The 18,638-nt window shown below is 69.0% G+C and carries 19 protein-coding genes; 12 read left to right on the top strand and 7 right to left on the bottom strand.

Annotated elements, in window-relative coordinates; all coding sequences use genetic code 11:
* Positions 1-45 precede the first annotated feature (45 nt).
* The gene (gene npt, locus O3I_RS30650; protein WP_014986905.1) at positions 46-714 is read left to right on the top strand and encodes a 4'-phosphopantetheinyl transferase Npt; all 669 of its coding nucleotides are present in this window, start codon (positions 46-48) and stop codon (positions 712-714) included.
* Entirely contained in the window at positions 714-1,619 is a 906-nt protein-coding gene (truB, locus tag O3I_RS30645) for a tRNA pseudouridine(55) synthase TruB (RefSeq protein ID WP_014986904.1), read from the top strand. The genes npt and truB overlap by 1 nt, the downstream gene beginning before the upstream one ends.
* Before the next feature lie 14 nt (positions 1,620-1,633).
* Here the strand turns inward: truB and O3I_RS30640 are convergent, their stop codons facing one another.
* Positions 1,634-2,248 carry a TetR/AcrR family transcriptional regulator gene (locus O3I_RS30640; RefSeq protein WP_014986903.1) on the bottom strand — a complete coding sequence of 205 codons (615 nt, stop codon included), beginning with the start codon at positions 2,246-2,248 and terminating at the stop codon, positions 1,634-1,636.
* A gap of 122 nt (positions 2,249-2,370) precedes the next feature.
* Here O3I_RS30640 and O3I_RS30635 point away from each other — a divergent pair, with 122 nt between their 5' ends.
* The 3 genes from O3I_RS30635 (at position 2,371) to O3I_RS45720 (ending at position 4,274) form a co-directional block, all read left to right on the top strand.
* The gene (locus O3I_RS30635; protein ID WP_014986902.1) at positions 2,371-2,790 is read left to right on the top strand and encodes a DUF4345 domain-containing protein; all 420 of its coding nucleotides are present in this window, start codon (positions 2,371-2,373) and stop codon (positions 2,788-2,790) included.
* Between the two features lie 110 nt (positions 2,791-2,900).
* Positions 2,901-3,323 (top strand): EF-hand domain-containing protein, encoded by a 423-nt coding sequence (locus O3I_RS30630; RefSeq protein WP_014986901.1) that lies wholly within the window; start codon positions 2,901-2,903, stop codon positions 3,321-3,323.
* A 105-nt stretch (positions 3,324-3,428) separates the two neighbouring features.
* Complete coding sequence (locus tag O3I_RS45720; RefSeq protein ID WP_041564588.1) at positions 3,429-4,274, top strand: hypothetical protein; 846 nt, start codon at positions 3,429-3,431, stop codon at positions 4,272-4,274.
* Here O3I_RS45720 and O3I_RS30620 read toward each other — a convergent pair.
* The 3 genes from O3I_RS30620 to O3I_RS30610 are packed head-to-tail and all read right to left on the bottom strand — an operon-like array spanning position 4,259 to position 6,407.
* Entirely contained in the window at positions 4,259-4,933 is a 675-nt protein-coding gene (locus O3I_RS30620; protein ID WP_014986899.1) for a GntR family transcriptional regulator, read from the bottom strand. The genes O3I_RS45720 and O3I_RS30620 overlap by 16 nt on opposite strands.
* Positions 4,920-5,651, bottom strand: coding sequence for a maleate cis-trans isomerase family protein (locus O3I_RS30615; protein WP_014986898.1), 732 nt, complete (start codon positions 5,649-5,651; stop codon positions 4,920-4,922). Before O3I_RS30615 ends, O3I_RS30620 begins: the two co-directional genes overlap by 14 nt.
* 15 nt (positions 5,652-5,666) lie before the next feature.
* Complete coding sequence (locus O3I_RS30610) at positions 5,667-6,407, bottom strand: maleate cis-trans isomerase family protein (RefSeq protein ID WP_014986897.1); 741 nt, start codon at positions 6,405-6,407, stop codon at positions 5,667-5,669.
* Between the two features lie 85 nt (positions 6,408-6,492).
* Here O3I_RS30610 and O3I_RS30605 point away from each other — a divergent pair, with 85 nt between their 5' ends.
* Positions 6,493-7,458, top strand: coding sequence for a D-2-hydroxyacid dehydrogenase (locus O3I_RS30605; protein WP_014986896.1), 966 nt, complete (start codon positions 6,493-6,495; stop codon positions 7,456-7,458).
* Between the two features lie 28 nt (positions 7,459-7,486).
* The gene (locus O3I_RS30600; protein WP_202805012.1) at positions 7,487-8,872 is read left to right on the top strand and encodes an amidase; all 1,386 of its coding nucleotides are present in this window, start codon (positions 7,487-7,489) and stop codon (positions 8,870-8,872) included.
* Between the two features lie 99 nt (positions 8,873-8,971).
* Here O3I_RS30600 and O3I_RS30595 read toward each other — a convergent pair whose 3' ends face one another.
* Together O3I_RS30595 and O3I_RS30590 are read right to left on the bottom strand one after the other, a co-directional pair.
* Positions 8,972-9,466: a DUF3830 family protein gene (locus O3I_RS30595; RefSeq protein ID WP_014986894.1), complete on the bottom strand. Its 495-nt coding sequence runs from the start codon at positions 9,464-9,466 to the stop codon at positions 8,972-8,974.
* 114 nt (positions 9,467-9,580) lie between these two features.
* Positions 9,581-10,822 (bottom strand): aspartate aminotransferase family protein, encoded by a 1,242-nt coding sequence (locus tag O3I_RS30590; RefSeq protein WP_014986893.1) that lies wholly within the window; start codon positions 10,820-10,822, stop codon positions 9,581-9,583.
* A 145-nt stretch (positions 10,823-10,967) separates the two neighbouring features.
* On the opposite strand from O3I_RS30590, the gene O3I_RS30585 reads away from it, so the two are divergent.
* Positions 10,968-12,437 carry an NAD-dependent succinate-semialdehyde dehydrogenase gene (locus tag O3I_RS30585; RefSeq protein ID WP_014986892.1) on the top strand — a complete coding sequence of 490 codons (1,470 nt, stop codon included), beginning with the start codon at positions 10,968-10,970 and terminating at the stop codon, positions 12,435-12,437.
* Entirely contained in the window at positions 12,434-13,510 is a 1,077-nt protein-coding gene (locus tag O3I_RS30580; RefSeq protein WP_014986891.1) for a tartrate dehydrogenase, read from the top strand. Before O3I_RS30585 ends, O3I_RS30580 begins: the two co-directional genes overlap by 4 nt.
* A 46-nt stretch (positions 13,511-13,556) precedes the next feature.
* Here the strand turns inward: O3I_RS30580 and O3I_RS30575 are convergent, their stop codons facing one another.
* Entirely contained in the window at positions 13,557-14,225 is a 669-nt protein-coding gene (locus O3I_RS30575; protein WP_237748412.1) for a metal-dependent transcriptional regulator, read from the bottom strand.
* 280 nt (positions 14,226-14,505) lie between these two features.
* On the opposite strand from O3I_RS30575, the gene O3I_RS30570 reads away from it, so the two are divergent.
* The 3 genes from O3I_RS30570 to O3I_RS30560 all read left to right on the top strand — a co-directional run bounded on the left by O3I_RS30570 (position 14,506) and on the right by O3I_RS30560 (position 18,575).
* Positions 14,506-15,474, top strand: coding sequence for a bifunctional riboflavin kinase/FAD synthetase (locus O3I_RS30570; RefSeq protein ID WP_041562972.1), 969 nt, complete (start codon positions 14,506-14,508; stop codon positions 15,472-15,474).
* A 164-nt stretch (positions 15,475-15,638) separates the two neighbouring features.
* Positions 15,639-15,908, top strand: a complete 270-nt coding sequence (gene rpsO / locus O3I_RS30565) for a 30S ribosomal protein S15 (RefSeq protein ID WP_014986888.1) — start codon at positions 15,639-15,641, stop codon at positions 15,906-15,908.
* 375 nt (positions 15,909-16,283) lie between these two features.
* Entirely contained in the window at positions 16,284-18,575 is a 2,292-nt protein-coding gene (locus tag O3I_RS30560; protein WP_014986887.1) for a polyribonucleotide nucleotidyltransferase, read from the top strand.
* Positions 18,576-18,638: the final 63 nt, after the last annotated feature.

Genomic DNA, 18,638 nt, shown 5'->3' with positions numbered 1-18,638 from the left:
AGGGGTGCGTGAACGGGGCGGGGCGCTCGACTAGGCTCGTCTCCGATGATCGAGAACATATTGCCCGCGGGGGTTGCGTCGGCCGAGCTGCTGAAGTACCCGGCGGACCTGACGGCGTATCCGGCGGAAGAGCATCTCATCGCGAAGGCCGTGGAGAAGCGGCGGCGGGACTTCATCGGCGCCCGGCACTGTGCGCGCCTGGCGCTGGCCGAGCTGGGCGAGCCGCCGGTGGCGATCGGCAAGGGCGAGCGCGGCGCGCCGATCTGGCCGCGCGGGATCGTCGGCAGCCTCACCCACTGCGACGGGTACCGGGCCGCGGCGCTCGGGCACAAGCTGCGCTTCCGTTCGATCGGGATCGACGCCGAGCCGCACGCGGAACTGCCGGAGGGCGTACTGGATTCGGTTTCGCTGCCGCCGGAGCGCGAATGGTTGCGCGCGACGGATTCCCCGCTGCACCTGGACCGCCTGATCTTCTGCGCGAAGGAGGCGACGTTCAAGGCGTGGTGGCCGCTCACCCTGCGCTGGCTGGGCTTCGAGGACGCGCACATCACCTTCGAGCTCGAGGACAATGCCGTCGGCGCCGGCCGCGGCACGTTCCACAGCCAGATCCTGGTACCCGGTCAGACGAATGACGGTGGCGTGCCGCTGTTGTCGTTCGACGGCAAGTGGCAGATCGTCGACGGGTTCATCCTCACCGCGATCGTGCACGCCTGATGGCCGGTCTCGGCGGGTTGCTGATCGTCGACAAGGACGGTGGCTGGACCAGTCACGACGTCGTCGCGAAATGCCGGAAACTGCTGCACACCAAGAAGGTCGGGCATGCGGGCACGCTCGATCCGATGGCCACCGGCGTGCTCGTGCTCGGCGTGGACCGCGCGACCAAGCTGCTCGGTCTGCTCACCCTCACCACCAAGGCGTACACCGCGACGATCCGGCTCGGTCAGGCCACCAGCACCGACGACGCCGAGGGCGAGGTGCTCACCACCACCTCGGCGCTGCATCTCGCCGATGCCGAAATCGACGCGCACACCGCGAAACTCACCGGTGACATCGATCAGGTGCCCGCCACTGTGAGCGCGATCAAGGTGGACGGCGAACGCGCCTACGCCCGGCACCGCGCGGGCGAGGACGTGCAGTTGGCCGCCCGGCCGGTCACGGTGTCCCGGTTCGACATTCTCGGCCGCCGCGACGTGGCCGTAGGCGAGTTCGTCGATCTCGACGTGGTCGTCGAATGTTCGTCCGGCACCTACATTCGGGCGCTGGCGCGCGACCTGGGCGCGGCGCTCGGCGTCGGCGGGCATCTGACCGCGTTGCGCCGCACCAGGGTCGGCCCGTTCACCCTCGAACATGCGCGCACCCTGGACGAATTGGCGGTGGCCGCCGAATCGGACGGTTCGTTGCTCAGCCTCGACATGGACGAGGCCGTGCGAACCGCCTTCCCGCACCGCGAGATCGACGAGAGCCAGGCGGAAGATCTGCGCAACGGCCGCTGGCTCGAGCCGGTCGGCCTGCGCGGCGTCTACGCGGCGATCGATCCGGCGGGCCGGGCGATCGCGCTGCTCCAGGAGAGCGGCAAGCGGGCCGCGTCGGTCATGGTCGTGCGGCCGTCCAACCTGTAGTGGCGGATCGGAAGCTACTGCGGCGCAGCGGTTTCGGCGGTTGCGATATCGGGCCCGAGGATCGGCTGTAGTGCGCCGAGCAGCGCGCCCATGCTGATCTCGAGCAACTCGTCGCGTGAATAGTGCTGGTTCTCCAGCCATTCGACGGTGAGTACCCGGACGAAGGTGAGCCAGCTCAGCAGCGCCGAGGACACCTGGGTGCGCACCGGCTCCTCGACACCGAGCGCCTCGAGGAGCCTGCGGCGCAGTTCGCCGAGTTCGCCCGCGATGATCGCCTGGATCGTCGGATCCTCGGCGAGTACCCGGTTCGCCGCGAGCACACTGTTGGCGTTCGCCTCGAAGTAGTCGAAATGGGTCGTCAGGCCTGCGGCGAGTTGGTCGGCCAGCGGTGCGTCGCGGTCGAGGGGCGTGTCGATCAGGAGTTGGTTCGCGGCCTGCTCGTAGACGCCCGCGAAGAGTTCGCGCTTGCTCGGGAAGTGGCGATAGAGCAGCGCCCTGGAGACTCCTGCCGCCGCCGCGACGTCTTCCATCAGCACCGCGTCGTAGGCGCGCTCGGCGAACAAGCGCGCGCCCGCGTCCAGCAGCACCTGGCGGCGTGCGTCCGGGGACAGGCGACGGCGGGTGCTCATCCACCGAACTCTAGTTGACGTCTGTCTACTAAGGTTCGTAGGGTGCTTAGTAGACAGACGTCAACTATGGTGTCCGGGCGCTGCGCTCCTGTCCGGCAACCGGATTCCCGGGGAGGAACGGTATGGCTGCCGCACTGAAATGGCTTTCTCTCGTGATGGGTGTCGCCTGCGTCGCGATCGGCGTGTTCCACCTGGCGGCAGGCATCGACGGAATACCCGATATGGGCTCGTCCGGCGTCACGGCCGACAGCCAGACCCGGTTCTTCGGCGCGATCTTCCTCGGCTACGGCGTCGTCTGGATCTGGGCCGCACGGCAGCGGCCGATCCCCGCGACCGTGATCCGCTGGCTCGCGGGGATCTTCCTGCTGGGCGCGGTCGGCCGGCTCATCTCCGTCGCCGTCTACGGCTGGCCGCACTGGTTCCAGATCGTCCTCACCGCGCTCGAGGTCGCCTTGCCCCCGCTGTACTTCTGGCTGGCGAGCGCGGACGAAAAGCGCCTCGGCACAACCTCTCCGGTGCGCAACACCCCCGCTTTCGGCTGAGCCACGGTCGGCAGGCCCGACTGTCGGCACCTCGGAGCTGCTCGGCGGCAACAGCATCCGTAGGGTGTGCGGTGTCGCGTGGAGCGGCGACAGTGGGAGGCAGTGGGCACATGAGTGAGCATCCGGTCGATACGTTCGCGCTATGGGACCGTGACGGTGACGGTTTCGTCTCGGTCGAGGACATCACCGCCGGAATCCGTGCGCAGGGTGTGGAAGTCGATGACGCGGCGGTCGAACGCCTGGTCGCGGCCGCCGACACCAACGGCGACTTCCTGGTCTCCCGAGCCGAATTCGATGCGGCGCTGGCCGGCGGCCGCATCGAGGTCACCGATGCCGATGCCGCTTTCCGGGTTTTCGACGCCAACCAGGACGGCCGCATCTCCGTCGAGGAACTCGAATCCCTCATCCGGCACGTCGGCGGCGGCCGGATCGACGAACCGGCCGCCGATCTCCTGGCCGCCGCGGACCAGGACAACGACGGCTACCTCTCGCTCCCCGAATTCCGCACCCTGCTGGACTTCCTGTCCCGCTGAATTGTGCTGCCGCCCCTGATCCATGGGGATTGACCAGTGGTAACCGTCGAGTGCAAGGTGGCGATACGCGGAGTATCCGGTTGCTCTGACGGGGAGGTGGCGGCGATGGTCGCGCGCAGGACGGTACGTGTGGTGGGGGTGCTCGTCGCGGTGCTGCTGGCCGGGGCCGGGTGCGGTGGGGATGCGGAGCCGTCGGCGGGAAAAGCGACGACGAGTTCCGCGACGCAGCGGTCGACAACCGTTGTGCCATCGATAGATCCGTCACCCGGTCAACCACCGAAGCTGATTCCCTCGCCCGGTCAACCGCCGCGGGTCACGCCGCCACCGGGTGCGCCGCCGCCCGGCAACCCACCGCCGGGCAATCCGCCGCCCGGTATGGGCACGGCGATCATCAAGACCCGGACTCTTTCGCAGGTGCCGGTGCCGAATGTGCCGGTCTATGTCACCTTGGTGCAGCCGTGTGACCCTGCGTCGCATGACATTCCGCTCGGTGCGACCAGGGAGGTGCTGAACCGGCAGGCGGTCACCGACGGCTCCGGTTCGGCCACCTTCGCGGTGCCGCTCGGCTGCTATCGGTTCGGCATGGGCACCCCGCCACCGGGCACGAAGCCGGTTCCGGAGGGGATGCACCAACTTTTCCTGGTCCGCGATGCCGAAGTGGTCGAAGGCCTGCTGCGGTTCGACGACACCGGGCAGCCGCAGTGCTCCCCGGGGGCGATCGCGCACGACCTGGACGATATCGGCGGGCTGACCGAATACCAGGCCAAGGTGCACTATTGCGACGGCGCCTGGGGTGTCATCGCCTGGGATGCGCCCGGAGACAGTCAGCGAATAGTCCGGCGCGGCAACGGCGGCTGGGCCACCTATCTGGTCTTTCCGCACGACCGGTGCTGGTCGAAGGCCGCCGCGGACGGCGTCCCCGAGAGCCTGCGGCACTACTTCAGCTGCTGACTCCGGTCGGCGGCGATCGCCTGGACGGCGCAGCGCATGTGTTCGACCAGCAGCTTGCGTGCGCGGGCGGCGGGTCCGGCGCCGATCGCGTCCCGGAGTTCGACGTGTTCGCGGGCTTGCTCGTGCAGATCCGGATTGGTGGTTTGCAAGGCGCCCAGGCACATTCGGGTCTCGATCAGCAGGGTGCGGGCGGCGCGGGCCAGTCGCGGGCTGCCCGCGCTGTCGACCAGCGCGACGTGGAAGGCCTGATCGGCGTCGGAAAGGCCGGCGGCGTCACCGTTTTCGGCGGCCGCGCACATCTGGTCGACGCTCTCGCCCAGCGCCGCGTAGGCGATCTCGCGGCGGCCGTCCAGGATCAGCTCGAGCGCGCCGCCCTCGATGGCGGTCCTGGCGTGGTAGATGTCGGCGACGTCGTCGAGGGTGAGGTCGATGACGAAGATGCCGCGGTGCCGGATGCTGTGCAGCAGACCCTCGGACACGAGTCGCTGCATGGCCTCGCGGACCGGCCCGCGGGACACGTCGAAGCGGGCGGCGAGGTCGGCCTCGCCGAGCTGGTCGCCGGGCGCGAAGCTGCCGCGCATGATCGCCTCGCGCAGCCGGTCGGCGATCACCTCGGCCGTCGACTGCCTGCTGACCGGCTCGATCTCAACGAGCGGCATGGGCGTGCCTTTCTGTGAACAGGGTGCCGAGGGCTGGACAGGTCGCGGTGCGGCCTGCCAGTCGCAGCCCGGCCCAGATGGTGACCTGGTTGGCGGTCAGCACCGGCTTGCCGAGGGCGGCTTCCAGTTCCGGCAGCACGGCCAGCGTATGCATGGCCGTGTCCGGGATGAGCAGCGCCTGGGCCTCGGGGTGATCGTTGGCGACGGCCAGTTGCCGGACCTGTGCGGCGTCCAGCGTGCCGACCTCGGCGGCGGTGTCGATGCCCGCGCTGCGCATGGCGACGACGCGGATGCCCGCGTCGGCGAGGAATTCGACGAACAACCGCGCGACCTCGCCCGGATAGCTGGCGGCGATGGCGACGGAGTCCAGGCCGAGCGCGTGCACCGCGTCGACGAAGGCGAGGCTGGTGCTGGTCGCGGGCACGCCCGCGGCGGCGGCCAGCGCGTCGACCTGCTCGCGCGCCCCGCGTGGACCGTAGACGAAACTGCCTGAGGTACAAGCCCAGACCACGGCTTGCGGCCGGTGCGGGGCGAGCAGTTCGGCGCCGTGGCGCAGCTTGTCCGGGCTACCCAGATCCAGCAGTTCGGGGACGGCGTGCAGGTCGGTGCCGTAGATATGGGCCACCGGCAGGTCCGCGCCGAGGACCGCGGCGGCCCGCGGGTAGTCGTCCTCGGCCGCGTGATCGGGGTAGATGAAACCGACTGTGGTGGTGTGCATGTGCTGTGCTCCCGATCAGAAGACGTTCAGTAGCCATTTGCCCGGGCCCATCATCGGCAGCTTCATCCGGCCGAGGCAGGCCCACATGGTGAGCTGGTTGGCGGTGAGGACGGGTTTGCCGAGGGCCTGTTCCAGCGGTTCGATCACGTCGTAGGTGGGCAGGTTGGTGCAGCTGACGAAGATCGCCTGAGCCTGCGGGTCGTTCGCGCCGACGATGCGCTCGGCGATGGTGCGGTAGTTGACTTTCCAGATGCCGCCGCCCAGGCCGAGATGGTCGGAGCGGATGACGCTGCACCCGGCCTCGCCGAGGAACTCGTGCAGCTTGCCGGTCAGCACCTCGTCGTACGGCGTGAGCACCGAGAGCCGGGTGATGTCGAGGTGCCGGATCGCCTCGAGCAACGCACCCGAGGTGGTCACCGCGTCCAATGCGCCTGCGGCGCAAATGGTTTCCCGTAGGGATCGTTCGTATTCGAGTCCCTTGATGAAACTGCCCGAGGTGCACAGGTACGCCACCACTTCCGGCTCGACGTGCAGCACGTCGCGGGTCGCGGTGGTCAAATGCGCCGGGTTCGAGACGAGTTCGGCCATCGCCAAGGAGACGGGGACCGGTTCATAGGGGGTGCGGGCCAGATGCAGGCTCACCTCCATCGGCGCCCAGCGCCAGAGTTCGCGCTCGAGCGCGAGGTCGAACGGCGCGATGATACCGATGCCCCGCTGTGCGACCGGGCCCTCGATATCCGGGAAGCTGAGTTCCATACGGCCCCTCTCGCACTCAGCTGGTTAGACCTCCGAACGCGATCGGATTGTTGACAATCATACGATGCGATCTTAGTGTGTCAATGTGGAAACGGGCCCCATCGTCACCGTCCTGCACAGTGACCGCGTGCCCGAGGCGGATCTGATGGCCGCCGTAGCGGCTCGCGCCACTGTGCGCTATACCGAGGCAGCCGGTCTCGCGACCGCCCTGCGCGGTGCCGACGTGCTGTTCGTCTACGACTTCCTGACCCGCGCCCTGCCCGGCGCGTGGCCCGCGGCCGACCGGCTGCAATGGTTGCACATGGGCTCGACCGGGGTGGATCCGGCGATGTTCCCGGAACTGCGGGCCAGCGACGTCGTGGTGACCAATACGCGCGGCCTGTTCGACACGGCCATCGCGGAATACGTGCTCGGGCAGGTCCTCGGCTTCGCCAAGGACCTGCCCGGATCGCTGCGCAGGCAGTTGCGCCACGACTGGGACCATCGCGAGAACGAACGAATAGCGGGCGCCACCGTGCTGATCGTCGGCACCGGCTCGATCGGTCGCGCCATCGCACGACTGCTGCGCGCGGCCGGGATGAACATCCGGGCGGTGGGCAGGCGTATGCGCTCGGACGACCCGGATTTCGGCGCGGTGGGCACGGACCTGCACGCCGAGTTACCCGCGGCCGACTATGTGGTGGCGATCGCCCCGCTGACCCCGCAGACCCGGAACATGTTCGGCGCGAGGGAATTCGCCGCGATGAAACCGCATGCGAGGTTTGTCAACGTGGGCCGCGGGGAACTCGTAGTTACCGACGATCTGGTCGCCGCCCTCGGCGCCGGGTCGATCGCCGGGGCGGCGCTCGATGTGGTCGCGCCCGAGCCGCTGCCCCCCGACCACCCGCTGTGGGATCTGCCGAACGTGTCGATCACACCGCACAATTCGGGCGATTTCATCGGCTGGCGGACCGAGATCGTCTCCGTGTTCGCCGAGAACTTCGACAACTGGATCGCCGGCCGGCCACTGCGCAACGTGGTCGACAAAGAGCTGGGGTACGTGCCCGGCTGAAGGAGCCATGAGGATGAGCTACCCCGATATCAATATTCCGACCGAGCCCGCGGCGATGACCGCCGTCCAGTTGGTCTCGGCTTATGCCGCGGGCGCGCTCTCACCGGTCGAGGCGACCGAGGCCGTGCTGGCCGCCATCGCCGCCAACGATCCGGCGGTGAACGCGTACTGCCTGGTCGATCCCGATCGGGCGCTCGTGCAGGCCAAGGACTCCGAGGCGCGCTGGCATTCCGGGCACGCGCGTGGACTGCTCGACGGCGTGCCGATCTCGATCAAGGACATCTTCCTCACCGAGGGCTGGCCGACGCGTCGCGGCTCCACATCGATCGATCCGGCCGGTCCGTGGACGGTGGACAGCCCGGTGGCGGCGCGGCTGCGCGAGGACGGCATGGTTTTCCTCGGCAAGACCACGACGCCCGAAATCGCTTGGAAGGCGGTCACGGACAGCCCGCTGACCGGGATCACTCGCAACCCGGTCGATCCGGCGACGACGGCGGGCGGCTCGTCCGGCGGCAGCGCGGCGGCGGTCGCGGGCGGCATGGGGCCGGTCTCGGTCGGCACCGACGGCGGCGGCAGCATTCGCATCCCGGCGGCGTTCTGCGGCATCGTCGGTTTCAAGCCGACGCACGGGCGGATTCCGCTGTATCCGGCGAGCCCGTTCGGTCCGCTGGCGCACGCGGGCCCGATGACCCGCACGGTCGAGGATGCGGCGCTGCTGATGGATATCCTCTCGCTGCCCGATCCACGCGACCCGACGAGCCTCGCGCCGCCCCTGACGACCTTCCGTGGCCAGGTGGTGCGCGATGTGCGCGGACTCACCGTCGCCTATTCGCCGACCCTGGGCTACGCGAAGGTCGATCCCGAGGTGGCCGCCCTCGTCGACGCCGCGGTGCGCAAGCTCGGTGAGGCCGAATTGCGGGTGGCCACAGCCGATCCCGGCTTCGCCGATCCGCGCGAGGCGTTCGAGCTGCTGTGGGCGGCGGGTGCCGCCACCATGCTGTCGAAATTCCCCGCGGGGTCGCGCGAGCGGGTCGATCCGGCGTTGGGCGAGGTCTGGGACCAGGGGAAAGCGGTGCGCGCCGTCGATTACCTCGACGCGCGCAACGAGGCGGCCCAGCTCGGCATCACGATGGGCGCTTTCCACACCGCCCACGATGTGCTGATCACCCCGACGATGCCGATCACCGCGTTCGCGGCGGGCCACGATGTGCCGCCGGGCAGTGGCCTGACGAGCTGGCCGCAGTGGACGCCGTTCACCTACCCGTTCAACATGACTCAGCAGCCCGCGATCAGCATCCCGGTCGGCGTCACCGCGGCCGGCCTGCCGGTCGGGCTCCAGATCGTCGGCCCGCGCCACTCCGACGACCTGGTCCTCGCCGTCGCCCGCTACGCCGAACACGTTCTGGCACAGTGAAATGCGCGCCGACCGCCGGGGCGGTCGGCGCGCAACTCTCATGCTGCCGCGCACGAATTCGTCGGTGAGTTCGTGCGCGGGAAGCGAATTCGCCCGCGGTCAGGCGCGGGCGAAGGCCAGCGTCTCGCCGGAGACGCCGTGCAGCCACAGGTCGTTGCAGGCGGCGGCGATATCGGCCAGGCCCTCTTCGATCGTGGCGAAGACGTTGCCGGGCACCCAGCCCATGTCGCCGTTGATGAGCAAGTTGTTGCGGCCGTAGAAGATCGCCAGATCGGTCGCGCCCTGGTCGTGGTGTGCGGTGGAGCCCGGCTCGTAGCCGTAGGCCGGGTTGCCGATCTCCCAGGCTTCGAAATCGAACAGGCAGACATCGCCGGGGATCGGCGTGACCGTCGGGTTCTCCCGATGCGGGGCCGCGCTGATCCGGGGGACCAGGGTGTAGACCTCGTTGCGGGCGTACTTGGCGTGGAAGGCGTCCCCCTCCTGCGGGAGGGCGTCCCATACGGCGGCGCAGGTGTGCGGCGCCTCGGCGTCGAGCAGCCGGGCGCGGCAGGTGACGGCGGCCTTGGTCAGGGTGATGGTGATGAAGCGAGCCATTGCTGTCTGCTTTCTGTTGTCGCGCGGATCGATGTGCGGACTCACAGGGCGTCTGTTCGGCTGATCCGAGGTTATCGCCGCGGTAGGCCGGGCGCACGCCCTGTGGCGGCCGGGTCAGAGTTCGGCCAGCACCTCGGTCCAGATCGCGAGCGCGTCATCGATCTGGCTCGCGGTGACGATCAGCGGGGGGATCATGCGCACCACGTTCATGTGCGCGCCGCAGGTGAGCAGCAGCAGTCCCTTCTCGACCGCGAGCCGCTGCGCCGCGCTCGCCGTCTCGGTATCGGGTTCGCCGGTCGCGGTGGTGAATTCGGCTCCGGCGAGCAGGCCGAGGCCGCGCACGTCACCGATCGCCTTGGTGGCGCTCGCGCGCAGCCCGTCGAGCAGTTGCGTGCCACGGGCGGCGGCGTTGTCCACCAGCTGCTCGGATTCGATGACCTCCAGGGTCGCCACCGCCGCGGCGCAGGCCACGGCGTTGCCGCCGTAGGTGCCGCCCTGCGAGCCGGGCCAGGCCTTGGCCATCAGCTCGCGCGCGGCCGCGATACCCGAGAGCGGGAAGCCGCTGGCGAGCCCCTTCGCGATGGTGATGATGTCGGGTCGCACGTCGAAATGCTGGTGCCCGAAGAACTTTCCGGTGCGGCCGAACCCGGTCTGGATCTCGTCGAGCACGAGCAGGATGCCGTGCCGGTCGGCGCGTTCGCGCAGGCCGCGGAAGAAGGCGGTGTTGCCGGGGATGTAGCCGCCTTCGCCGAGCATCGGCTCGACCACGAACGCGGCGGTCTCCGCGGGCGAGGTGAGCGTGGCGAACAGATAGTCGAGCTCGCGCAGCGCGAACTCGGTCGCCTCCTGTTCGGTCCAGCCGTAGCGGAAGGCGGTCGGGAAGGGCGCCACGTGCACGCCGGACATGAGCGGGCTGAATCCGGCGGAGAACCGGGTGCCGGACGTGGTCATGGTGGCCGCCGCGACCGTGCGACCGTGGAAACCGCCGTGGAAGACCACGACATTCGGCCGTCCGGTCGCCTGGCGCGCGAGCCGCAGCGCGGCTTCGATCGCCTCGCTGCCGGAGTTGGCGAAGAACAGCGCGTCCAGTTCCGCGGGCAGGACCGTGCCGAGGCGCTCGATGAGCTGCAGCATCGGCCGGTGCATGACGGTGGTGTATTGGCCGTGGATCAGGCTGCCCACCTGGGCCTGGGCCGCCGCGACCACGTGCGGGTGGCAGTGGCCCGTGCTGGTGACGCCGATGCCGGCGGTGAAGTCGAGGTAGCGGCGTCCGTCGGTGCCGTACAGGTAGCAGCCGGCGCCGTGATCGACGGTCACCGGGGTGGCCTGGCGCAGAACGGGCGAAAGTTCGGTCATGGTGATCCGCCTCCCGGGCAGTGGTGCGAGCGCAGCATCCGGAGATTGTCTATTGTCGGATTGTTGACAATATGCATAACATGGCGGGGGAGGTCGCAGCAATAGCCTGCGGCTGCCTCCTGGCAGCGAAAGGAGTCCGGCGCCGATGCTCACCGAGACCTTGTCCGCCGCGGAGCGGGCCGTAATCGACACCGTGCCAACGGGTTTGTATATCGACGGGCAGTGGTGCGCGACGAATGCCGAACTGCCCGTACTGGATCCGGCCACCGGCGCCGTGTTGTGCGCGGTCGCCGACGCGAGCCCGCAGGACGGGCTCGACGCGTTGACCGCGGCGCACCAGGCCCAGGCGGACTGGGCGGCGACACCGCCGCGAGCCCGCGCCGATCTGCTCATGCGCGCGCACCACGCGCTGCTCGACGACACCGACCGGCTCGCGCTGATCATGACGCTGGAGATGGGCAAGCCGCTCGCCGAGGCCCGCGGCGAAATCGCTTATGCCGCAGAGTTCTTCCGCTGGTTCGCCGAGGAAGCCGTCCGTTCGGACGGTGGCTATCTGCCCGCGCCCGCGGGCGGTTCCCGCTTCCTGGTGACCAAGCAGCCGGTGGGACCGAGCCTGCTGATCACACCCTGGAACTTCCCGATGGCCATGGGCGCGCGCAAGATCGCGCCCGCCCTCGCCGCCGGCTGCACCTGTGTGGTGAAACCCGCTGAGCAGACGCCGTTGTCGATGCTCGCGCTCGCCGACCTGCTTCATCGCGCCGGGCTGCCGCGCGGCGTCGTCAACGTGCTGACCACCGCCGACCCCGGCGCGCTGATGACGCCGCTGATCTTGGATGAGCGCTCGCGCAAACTGTCCTTCACCGGGTCCACCGCCGTCGGCAAACGCCTGCTCGAACAGTGTGCGCGCACGGTCATGCGCACCTCGATGGAGCTCGGCGGCAACGCGGCGTTCATCGTGTTCGACGATGCGGACCTGGACGAGGCCGTCGAGGGCGCGCTCGCCGCCAAGATGCGCAATATCGGGCAGGCCTGCACCGCGGCGAACCGAATCTTCGTGCAGCGCGGCGTCGTCGACGAGTTCGCCGCCCGGCTCGCCGAGCGGATGGCGGCCTTGCCGATGGGGCGTGGCACCGAGCCCGGAGTCGTCGTCGGGCCGCTGATCGACGCCGACGCGGTCACGAAGGTCACCGAACTCGTCGCCGACGCGCGCCGCCGCGGCGCGCGGGTGCTCACCGGCGGCACCGTGCTCGACGGGCCCGGCAACTTCTATCCGGCGACGGTGCTGATCGGCGTGCCCGACGATGCGGCGATGTGCCACACCGAGATCTTCGGTCCGGTCGCCTCGATCACGACCTTCGACACCGAGGACGAGGTGGTCGCCCGCGCCAACAACACGCCCTACGGTCTGGTCGGCTACGTCTTCACCGAGCACCTGCGCCGCGGCCTGCGGGTGTGCGAGGCCTTGGAAACCGGCATGGTCGGGCTCAACCAGGGCGTGGTGTCCAACCCGGCCGCACCGTTCGGCGGGGTCAAGGAATCCGGGCTCGGCCGCGAAGGCGGGATGATCGGCATCGACGAATTCCTCGAGACCAAATACATCGGAGTGCGACTGTGACAGCGCCCAGGTACCGCATCGCGACCATCCCCGGCGACGGCATCGGGGTGGACGTCACCGCCGCTGCCGTCTCGGTGCTCGACACCGTGCTGCCCGGTCTCGAGTGGACCGAATTCGACTGGTCCTGCGCGAATTATCTGACCACCGGCCGGATGATGCCGCCCGACGGTCCCGAACTGCTCGCCGGCTTCGACGCGATCCTGCTCGGCGCCGTCGGCTTTCCCGGTGTGCCCGACCATGTTTCGCTGTGGGGCCTGCTGATTCCGTTGCGCCGTGCGTTCGGTCAGTACGTCAATCTGCGGCCGGTCCGGTTGCTGCCCGGCACCGAGTCGGCCCTGCGCGGACGCAGCGCCGAGGAGCTGGACATCCTCATCGTGCGGGAGAACTCCGAGGGCGAGTACTCCGAGATCGGCGGCACGCACAATCCGGGCCGCGCGGACGAATTCGTGCTCCAGGAGTCGGTGTTCACCCGGGTCGGGTGTGAACGGATCATCCGGTACGCGTTCGAGCGGGCCCGGGAACGCGGCGGCCGGTTGTGCTCGGCCACCAAATCGAACGGCCTGATCCACTCGATGCCGTACTGGGACAGCGTGTTCGAACGGATCGCCGCCGACTACCCCGATGTGCAGACCAGGCAGATGCACGTGGACGCGCTCGCGGCGGAGATCGTGCTGCACCCGGACCGGTTGGACGTGATCGTGGGTTCGAACCTGTTCGGCGACATCCTGTCCGACCTCGCCGCGGCCGTGACCGGCGGCCTCGGGCTCGCCCCCTCGGGCAATATCAACCCCGAGCGCACCGCGCCGTCGATGTTCGAGGCGGTGCACGGCAGCGCGCCCGATATCGCGGGCCAGGGCATCGCCGATCCGATCGCCCAGATCCTCGCGGGCGCCATGCTGCTCGACCACCTCGGCGAAACCGCCGCGGCGGCCGCGGTGGACCGGGCGGTGTGCGACGTACTCGGCAAAGGCGAAGTGCGCACGCCGGATCTGGGCGGCGACGCGACCACGACGGAACTCGCCGCCGCCATCGCGGACCGTGCTGCCGAACTGGTCGCCGACCCACCCCGCTGAGCCCGGACGGTGCGGGTTCAGTTGGCCCGCAACAGTTTTCCCTTGCTCAGGTGGTCAGCCAGATGGCCTCGGCCGCGGGACGGCCGAGGTCGGTGGGCGTTTCCCCGCTGCCGATGCGAATCGCGATGGTGCCCGCGAAGTCCCGGCGTTCGATGACGGTGATCGCGGTGTCCAAGGCGATGCCCACGGAGTCGAAATAGCGCAGCATCTCCGGATCCGAATCGGAGATGCGCGCGACCCGGCCCGCCTCGCCCGCGTGGAAGTCGCTGAGCTGACGGGCCGGCGGCGTGGGGACCGCGCCGTCCACGGACGGGATGGGGTCGCCGTGCGGATCCCGGTCGGGATAGCCGAGTTTCGCGTCGATGCGGGCCACCAGCAGTTCGGAGACCGCGTGCTCGAGCACCTCGGCCTCGTCGTGCACCTCGTCCCAGCCGTAGCCCAGCTCGTTGACCAGGAAGGTCTCGATCAGCCGGTGCCTGCGCACCATCGCGATGGCGGCGCGGCGGCCGCCCTCGGTGAGCGTGATCGACCCGTAGCGGGCGTGCTCGACCAAGCCTTGGTCGGCGAGTTTGCGCACCGCCTCGGACACCGTGGACGCGGAGACCCCGATCCGCTCCGCGAGCAGTTTGGTCGACACCTTCTCCTGCGACCATTCCTGCGCGGTCCAGATCACTTTCAAATAGTCCTGCGCCACCGAGGAGAGCACCGGCGCGATGGTCGCGGTGGTGCCGCGGGCCTCGCCCGGCACGGGGGCGTCGGTCAGCTCGCGTCTTGTGGCGATGTCTCGTTTACCGGGCACATACTCGAGCTTAAGCACAGGAGACCCGATTGACACAGCTCGCCGCACAGTGGAACCAGGGTTTCATCACCCGTACACAACTCCGGAAGCTGCGCGTGACATCAGCCACCCTCGCACCGGCGTCGGCCCTGGCACCGCCGTCGCGGCGAGCGACTTCGGTCGGACCGTGTTTCCATGCGCGATATAAGCTGCGCGTGTGCAGAGATGGCGAGGTCTCGAGGACGTGCCCGCGGACTGGGGCCGATGTGTACTGACGATCGGTGTGTTCGACGGTGTGCACCGCGGACACGCGCAGTTGATCAGCAGAGCGGTGAAGAAGGCGGCCGCGCGCGGGGTGCCCGCGGTGTTGATGACCTTCGATCCGCATCCGATGGAGGTGGTCCGCCCCGGCTCGCATCCGGCGCAGCTGACCACTCTGACCCGCCGCGCCGAACTGGCCGAGGAATTGGGCGTCGACGTGTTCTGCGTGATGCCGTTCACCCAGGCCTTCATGAAGCTCACACCCGTGCGCTACGTGCACGACCTGCTGGTCGAGCGGCTGCACGTGAGCGAAGTGGTGATCGGCGACAACTTCACCTTCGGCAAGAAGGCGGCAGGCACCGTCGACACCATGCGTGAGCTCGGCAAGCGCTGGGGCTTCGAGGTCGACGGGGTCAAGCTGCTCAGCGAACACGCGGTCACCTTCTCCTCCACCTACATTCGCGCCTGCGTCGACGCGGGCGATATGGCCGCCGCGGCCGAGGCGCTCGGGCGGCCGCACCGGGTCGAGGGCGTGGTCGTGCACGGTGACGGGCGCGGGCGCCAGCTCGGCTTCCCGACCGCGAACGTCGCGCCGCCGATGCACGCCGCGATCCCGGCCGACGGCGTGTACGCGGGCTGGTTCACCGTGCTCGGCCCCGGACCGACCATCGGCACCGTCACCCCGGGTGAACGCGCGATGGCCGCGATCTCGGTCGGCACCAATCCCACCTTCTCCGGGCGCGCCCGCACGGTCGAGGCGTATGTGCTCGACGGTGAGGCCGACCTCTACGGCCAGCACGTCGCGGTCGATTTCGTCGACCACGTGCGCGGGCAGCGCAAATTCGATTCGATCGATGAACTCGTCGAGACCATGGGCCGCGATGTCGAGAACGCGCGAAAGGTGCTCGCCGCCGAGGGCAAGTGAATCGGGCGGTGAATGGCGTCCCGACCGGGTGAACGGACCGCGATTCGGTCTACCGCGCCCGGTCCGGTAAGGTAGATCCTCGGGTTTGCTGCGGTCCGCGGCGGCACCCACACCCGGGTAACCGGAAATTCGAGCGCGGCACTGAAATAGGGAGTGGATGCCTCATGGCTCTGACCACTGAGCAGAAGTCGGCGATTCTGAAGGAATACGGCCTGCACGAGAAGGACACCGGTTCGCCGGAGGCCCAGATCGCGCTGCTGTCCAAGCGGATCTCCGATCTCACCGAGCACCTGAAGGTGCACAAGCACGACCACCACACCCGGCACGGCCTGCTCGCGCTGATCGGTCGTCGTCGTCGGCTCTCGAAGTACCTGGCCGCCAACGACATCCAGCGCTACCGCTCGCTCATCGAGCGTCTGGGCCTGCGTCGCTGAGTTCGCGTAGTACCGGTTACCGGAGGTAGCCGGAACCCGGCCAACGGGGAGACGTACAATCTCCCCGTTGGCTATTCGTGTATGGGGGCGACAACGGATTTGCGCGCCCGATACACGACGACATTTGGACAGCCGTGAGTACCCGCCCGCGTGGCGTCGGTCTTCGGTAGTGGCCTCCCGGCAGGGGATAGACCGCCGGCGGGCTTCGATCGATGACCGCCTCCGCGTCGCCGTGATCCAAGGGGATTCGGCCGGGTCTGCGCGTCGCAGCCAGGAGGGCTGCCGCGCGTCCGTACCCAGGTACGGCTGACGAAGCGCCGGATCGCGCCGCCCAAGCGCTCGAGCCGGCGAAAGACGAGAGGTTGAGAGAAGAGAATGACCGAAACAACTGAACGCAAGTCCTCGGCCGTAGAGGTCGAGCCCGGTGTGTTCGAATCCGTCGCGCTGATCGACAACGGCACGCTCGGTACCCGCACCGTCCGCTTCGAGACCGGCCGGCTCGCCCGGCAGGCCGCCGGCGCGGTCGTCGCCTACCTGGACGACGAGACCATGCTGCTGTCGGCCACCACCGCGGGCAAGTCGCCGAAGGACCAGTTCGACTTCTTCCCGCTGACGGTCGACGTCGAAGAGCGCATGTACGCCGCGGGCCGCATCCCGGGCTCGTTCTTCCGTCGCGAGGGCCGCCCGTCCACCGACGCGATCCTGACCTGCCGCCTGATCGACCGCCCGCTGCGCCCGTCGTTCGTCGACGGCCTGCGCAACGAGATCCAGGTCGTCGTCACGGTGCTGAGCCTGGACCCGAACGACCTGTACGACGTCGTCGCGATCAACGCCGCGTCCGCCTCCACCCAGATCGCCGGCCTGCCGTTCTCCGGCCCGGTCGGCGGCGTGCGCGTCGCGCTGATCGACGGCCAGTGGGTCGCGTTCCCGACCGTCGAGCAGCTCGAGGACGCCGTGTTCGACATGGTCGTCGCGGGTCGCGTGGTCGAGTCCGGCGACGTCGCGATCATGATGGTCGAGGCCGAGGCCACCGACAAGGTCATCGCGCTGATCGAGGGCGGCGCGCAGGCGCCGACCGAGGCCGTGGTGGCCGAGGGCCTCGAGGCCGCCAAGCCGTTCATCGCCCGCCTCTGCAAGGCGCAGGCCGACCTCGCCGAGCTGGCCGCCAAGCCGACCGGTGAATTCCCGCTGTTCCCGCCCTACGAGGCCGATGTCTACGAGGCCGTCGAAGGCACCGCCAAGCGCGAGCTGGGCGAGGCGCTCTCGATCGCGGACAAGCAGGAGCGCGAGGCGAAGATCGACGAGATCAAGCTCGACGTGCTGTCCCGGCTCGGCGACGACTTCGCCGGCCGCGAGAAGGAGCTGGGCGCCGCGTTCCGCTCGGTCACCAAGAAGCTGGTGCGTCAGCGCATCCTGACCGACGGCTTCCGCATCGACGGCCGCGGGCTCGCGGACATCCGCGCGCTCTCCGCCGAGGTCGCCGTGGTGCCGCGCGCGCACGGTTCGGCGCTGTTCGAGCGGGGCGAGACCCAGATCATGGGCGTCACCACCCTCGACATGGTGAAGATGGCCCAGCAGGTCGACTCGCTCGGCCCGGAGACCAGCAAGCGCTACATGCACCACTACAACTTCCCGCCGTTCTCCACCGGCGAGACCGGTCGCGTCGGTTCGCCGAAGCGCCGCGAGATCGGCCACGGCGCGCTCGCCGAGCGGGCCCTGATGCCGGTGCTGCCGAGCCAGGAAGAGTTCCCCTACGCCATCCGTCAGGTCTCGGAAGCGTTGAGCTCCAACGGTTCCACCTCGATGGGCTCCGTCTGCGCCTCGACCCTGTCGCTGCTGAACGCCGGTGTGCCGCTGAAGGCGCCGGTCGCCGGCATCGCGATGGGCCTGGTGTCGGACACGATCACCAACGACAAGGGCGAGGACGAGGTGCGCTACGTCGCGCTGACCGACATCCTCGGCGCCGAGGACGCCTTCGGCGACATGGACTTCAAGGTCGCGGGCACCAAGGAGTTCGTCACCGCGCTGCAGCTCGACACCAAGCTGGACGGCATCCCGTCGCAGGTGCTGGCCGGTGCGCTGAGCCAGGCGCACGACGCGCGCAACACCATCCTCGAGGTCATGGCCGAGGCCATCGATACCCCCGATGAGATGAGCCAGTACGCGCCGCGGGTCACCGCGATCAAGATCCCGGTCGACAAGATCGGCGAGGTGATCGGGCCCAAGGGCAAGGTGATCAACCAGATCACCGAGGAGACCGGCGCCAACATCTCGATCGAGGACGACGGCACGGTCTACGTCGGTGCGACCAACGGCCCCGCGGCGCAGGCGGCGATCGACCAGATCAACGCCATCGCGAACCCGCAGCTGCCGAAGGTCGGCGAGCGCTTCCTCGGCACGGTCGTCAAGACCACCGCCTTCGGCGCGTTCGTCTCGCTGCTGCCGGGCCGCGACGGCCTGGTGCACATCTCCAAGCTGGGCAACGGCAAGCGCGTGGCGAAGGTCGAAGACGTGGTGAACGTCGGCGACAAGCTGCGCGTGGAGATCGCCGATATCGACAACCGCGGCAAGATCTCGCTGGTGCCGGTCGAAGAGGAGGCTGCCGAAGCGGCCGCCGCGCCTGCCGATGCCGAGACCGTTGATGCGGGCGCGGCAGGGGCAGAGTAGTACTTGTCTCTGTGACGAAGAAGAAGACGACAGCCCCTCTGCTCCGCCGCGAGCAGGGGGGTT

The sequence above is a fragment of the Nocardia brasiliensis ATCC 700358 genome (assembly GCF_000250675.2).
Taxonomy (GTDB): domain Bacteria; phylum Actinomycetota; class Actinomycetes; order Mycobacteriales; family Mycobacteriaceae; genus Nocardia; species Nocardia brasiliensis_B.
This window is presented reverse-complemented; position numbering and strand designations above follow the sequence as displayed.

Excerpts from the sequence above, each read along its gene's own strand:
- npt (WP_014986905.1), top strand. The coding sequence starts at position 46 with ATGATCGAGAACATATTGCCCGCGGGGGTTGCGTCGGCCGAGCTGCTG.
- truB (WP_014986904.1), top strand. The coding sequence starts at position 714 with ATGGCCGGTCTCGGCGGGTTGCTGATCGTCGACAAGGACGGTGGCTGG.
- O3I_RS30640 (WP_014986903.1), bottom strand. The coding sequence starts at position 2,248 with ATGAGCACCCGCCGTCGCCTGTCCCCGGACGCACGCCGCCAGGTGCTG.
- O3I_RS30635 (WP_014986902.1), top strand. The coding sequence starts at position 2,371 with ATGGCTGCCGCACTGAAATGGCTTTCTCTCGTGATGGGTGTCGCCTGC.
- O3I_RS30630 (WP_014986901.1), top strand. The coding sequence starts at position 2,901 with ATGAGTGAGCATCCGGTCGATACGTTCGCGCTATGGGACCGTGACGGT.
- O3I_RS45720 (WP_041564588.1), top strand. The coding sequence starts at position 3,429 with ATGGTCGCGCGCAGGACGGTACGTGTGGTGGGGGTGCTCGTCGCGGTG.
- O3I_RS30620 (WP_014986899.1), bottom strand. The coding sequence starts at position 4,933 with ATGCCGCTCGTTGAGATCGAGCCGGTCAGCAGGCAGTCGACGGCCGAG.
- O3I_RS30615 (WP_014986898.1), bottom strand. The coding sequence starts at position 5,651 with ATGCACACCACCACAGTCGGTTTCATCTACCCCGATCACGCGGCCGAG.
- O3I_RS30610 (WP_014986897.1), bottom strand. The coding sequence starts at position 6,407 with ATGGAACTCAGCTTCCCGGATATCGAGGGCCCGGTCGCACAGCGGGGC.
- O3I_RS30595 (WP_014986894.1), bottom strand. The coding sequence starts at position 9,466 with ATGGCTCGCTTCATCACCATCACCCTGACCAAGGCCGCCGTCACCTGC.
- O3I_RS30590 (WP_014986893.1), bottom strand. The coding sequence starts at position 10,822 with ATGACCGAACTTTCGCCCGTTCTGCGCCAGGCCACCCCGGTGACCGTC.
- O3I_RS30585 (WP_014986892.1), top strand. The coding sequence starts at position 10,968 with ATGCTCACCGAGACCTTGTCCGCCGCGGAGCGGGCCGTAATCGACACC.
- rpsO (WP_014986888.1), top strand. The coding sequence starts at position 15,639 with ATGGCTCTGACCACTGAGCAGAAGTCGGCGATTCTGAAGGAATACGGC.
- O3I_RS30560 (WP_014986887.1), top strand. The coding sequence starts at position 16,284 with ATGACCGAAACAACTGAACGCAAGTCCTCGGCCGTAGAGGTCGAGCCC.